Raw genomic sequence first — 2907 nt, forward strand, 5'->3', positions numbered from 1 at the left:
AAGGTTTTTGCGAAATCTCAAATGATCATTTCAATGACTGAAAAACATGAAAACAACTACCAACCATTATTAGAGGATTTTTAATTGCTCAAAACTTCATTGGTTGCTACCACGGCTATGCTACTTTGGGCTATTTGTTATCCATTAATTACCTTAAGCCTACCTTACGCACCTATCATGCTAACAGCCTTTCTGAGAGCGGCCTTAGCCGGAATGATTCTTATTGTTTTAGCGAAGCTTCTGGGAAGAAGTATGCCAAAGGGACTAACGGTATGGATACATATCATCGTCATTGGCCTTACAGCAACAAGCATTGGGTTCTGGGGTATGTTCTATGCAGGTAGTTTGATTTCACCGGGGCTAGCCACTGTAATCACCAACACTCAGCCCATGATAGCTGCTGTATTCGGTTGGTATTTCCTTGACGAACGCCTTAGTAAGACATCCGCAGTTGGTATTATCGCTGGTTTTATCGGCATTCTAATCATCAGCGTAGAGACCGTTTTAGTCGAAAACAGCCAGATGATTGTCGGTATCCTCTATATTCTTATAGCTGCAACAGGAGTAGCTATCAGTAATGTTCTCCTTAAGAAACTTTCGAATAAAGCCGACATCTTATACACAGTAGGGTTTCAGTTATTAATTGGCGCTATACCACTTGGCTTACTAACTGTTAACTTGCCCGACAATTACCAAATCCCACTTAACTTGAGCTATTTATCGGTTCTACTGGCTCTTGCGCTCCTTGGGACTGCTTTACCGTATATCTTATGGTTCTGGTTAATGGATAAAGCTCCTTTATATAAGTTAAATGTATTTAGCTTCTTAACTCCTATATTTGGCCTTATACTTGGCTCGGTATATTTTTCCGAATCACTGTCGCTGTATCAATGGGGTGGCGTATTTATAATCGTTGTTGCCATTTTATGGGTAAACAAATTTAGTAAAAATAAGACATTGGTTTAAACAGTCACTACCGACTTTCAAAGCAAACCATCACGCTGATTTCTATCAAAACAAAGGGTATTGCTAATCCCTTATTTGGTATTTATGGAGAAAAAGCCTTTCGCCAACAAAAATAATAATAATTCCAATCACTGCCACATAGATCACCATCATATCCGTTTGTGCTTTTATCACCAGGAATGCGCCAAGTACGACCACATCAGAAATCATAGCTAAAACAAGAATTAAGGCATTAGCATTAATCTCTTTACGTAAATAGCGAAATACACCCCAATGCACAGCAATATCCATCACCAAATAAAAAATGGCACCTAGCGAGGCAATGCGCGTCAAATCAAAAAATATCGTCAGAAAAATAGCGATTGTAACGGTGTATACCAGTGCATGCTTCTGAACGCCTCCCGTCATTCCAAAATGGCTATGCGGCACCAGTTTCATATCCGTTAGCATAGTAAGCATACGTGACACAGCGAACATACTGGCAATCACACCGGAAACCGTTGCAACAATGGCTAGAGCCACGATGAACCACAAGCCGTATTCACCAAAAGCTGGGCGTGCGGCTTCTGCCAATGCAAAATCTTTTGCTGCAATGATTTCAGACAAACTGAGATTGCCAGCTACCGCTATGGCAACCAAGAAATAAATGACCACACAAATAACAATAGAGATGATGATGGCTCGTCCAACATTACGATGCGGGTCAACTATCTCTGAGCCACTATTAGTAATCGTGGTGAAGCCTTTATAAGCCAAGATAGCAAGAGCCATTGCTGCCACAAACCCTCCAGCAGGTATTTCTTCAATATTGCTGGCGGTATTTTCAAACGAAAAATCGGCAAGCCACAAGCCACCAATAGCAAAAGCCACAATGCCTCCAATCTTGATGATTGCCATTATCAGAGAAAACAGACCCACCGCGCGATTACCGGAGATATTAATCAGGAAGGCAAAAACCAGCACACCGACTCCTAAAGATGATACGACCCAGCTAGCGGCATCGGCATCAAATAATTGTACGCTATACGCCCCAAAAGTCCGAGCGACTAGACTTTCATTGATCACCATAGAAAAAGCCATCAGTAGCGCCCCTGCGGCTGTTATCGTTCCTTTGCCGTAAGCTTTCTGTAGAAACATAGCGATGCCCCCAGCTGATGGATAAGCATTGGACATTTTCACATAAGAGTAGGCGCTAAAAGCAGTCACTATGGCTGCACCCAGAAAGGCGAGAGGAAATAACGGCCCTGCCAGTTCAGCGATCTGTCCCGTCAGCGCCAGTATACCCGCACCAATCATAACCCCTGTGCCCATTGATACTGCGCCTACAAGTGTCAGGCTGTTTTCTTTGTAATCTGATTTATTTTGGTGTCCTGAATGATCCACTATAACTACCCTCTGAGTTTTATAATTAACCCTATGTAGCGCCCGTCAAATGATCTTCCTCGTTTTTTTCTGTACAACAACATGGCTTGGATTCTTTTTTTACCTCCACCTTCTCTTGTTTCTCAGAATCACCACAGCAACCATGTGACACAGGTTGCTCAATACTTTTATTATCTTTTTTTTCAGTCATAAAATTTCTCCTTGCTTAAGTAATAAATACAGCCCTCAATTGGTGAGCCACTTCAAAATGCTTTGGATTGCGCGATAAAGTCTTTCCACTGTGATTTGTTAGGGAAAAACAACTGAAGGCAAAGAAGATGAAAATCGCAGAGTTCAATAACACCAACATCCAAAGCCCATAACCTGATTCACCGTGCATGGTCATTCTCCTTACGAGGTTGCGGATCAGATTGTTTCTTACCTTCCTCAACACCCCGACGATAAGCCTCTTCTTCCGCTTCCTTCGGCTCACCAGTATCACGATGTTTATGACCACCGTGTCCGCCATGACCTCCATGCATAAACACATGCATCAGCGGACATAACGCTAGAAGCAAA

The 2907-nt window shown here is 42.4% G+C and carries 4 protein-coding genes; 1 reads left to right on the plus strand and 3 read right to left on the minus strand.

Annotated features, from left to right (window positions below; genetic code table 11):
* The first annotated feature begins 84 nt into the window (after positions 1 to 84).
* On the plus strand, positions 85 to 966 hold the full coding sequence (locus KUG63_RS04230; RefSeq protein WP_020932471.1) for a DMT family transporter: 882 nt from the start codon (positions 85 to 87) through the stop codon (positions 964 to 966).
* A gap of 63 nt (positions 967 to 1029) precedes the next feature.
* Here the strand turns inward: KUG63_RS04230 and KUG63_RS04235 are convergent, their stop codons facing one another.
* The 3 genes from KUG63_RS04235 to KUG63_RS04245 form a co-directional block, all read right to left on the minus strand.
* Complete coding sequence (locus tag KUG63_RS04235; RefSeq protein ID WP_287554174.1) at positions 1030 to 2349, minus strand: APC family permease; 1320 nt, start codon at positions 2347 to 2349, stop codon at positions 1030 to 1032.
* 31 nt (positions 2350 to 2380) lie between these two features.
* Positions 2381 to 2539 carry a hypothetical protein gene (locus KUG63_RS04240; RefSeq protein WP_287554176.1) on the minus strand — a complete coding sequence of 53 codons (159 nt, stop codon included), beginning with the start codon at positions 2537 to 2539 and terminating at the stop codon, positions 2381 to 2383.
* A 178-nt stretch (positions 2540 to 2717) separates the two neighbouring features.
* On the minus strand, positions 2718 to 2907 hold a 190-nt coding region (locus KUG63_RS04245), incomplete at its 5' end, for a DUF2933 domain-containing protein (RefSeq protein ID WP_287554177.1).

This window comes from Cycloclasticus sp. (genome assembly GCF_019090545.1).
GTDB lineage: Bacteria > Pseudomonadota > Gammaproteobacteria > Methylococcales > Cycloclasticaceae > Cycloclasticus > Cycloclasticus pugetii.

What these genes read in the sequence shown, in the direction of transcription:
- KUG63_RS04240 (WP_287554176.1), bottom strand. Translation starts at nt 2,539, where the DNA reads ATGACTGAAAAAAAAGATAATAAAAGTATTGAGCAACCTGTGTCACAT.